1 pseudogene is annotated in these 263 nt (G+C 46.0%); it reads right to left on the bottom strand.

From position 1 onward, the window contains the following. Positions 1-263: pseudogene (locus tag MTCD1_RS19460) on the bottom strand (D-2-hydroxyacid dehydrogenase); the annotation flags it as partial.

The raw sequence follows: 263 nt of genomic DNA, 5'->3' as shown, positions 1-263 counted from the left end.
ATAACCCATCAAGCCGATAGTCTTATCTTTTAGAGACTGTAAAGGAGACAGGGTGAAACAAAAATCATCACAGTCAGACCATAGGCCGTCAACGACAGCTTCATGATGAAGAGCAATTCTCTGGGTATGATGCAAAATATGGGCAAAAACCATCTGAGCGACAGCATCCGGGCCATAAGCGGGTACATTGGTGACCACTACGCCCTGATTTATTGCGGCATGCAGATCGACAACATTGGTCCCTGTAGCCAAGACACCTATAT

Source organism: Colwellia marinimaniae (genome assembly GCF_002207865.1).
GTDB classification, from domain to species: domain Bacteria; phylum Pseudomonadota; class Gammaproteobacteria; order Enterobacterales; family Alteromonadaceae; genus Colwellia; species Colwellia marinimaniae.
This window is presented reverse-complemented; position numbering and strand designations above follow the sequence as displayed.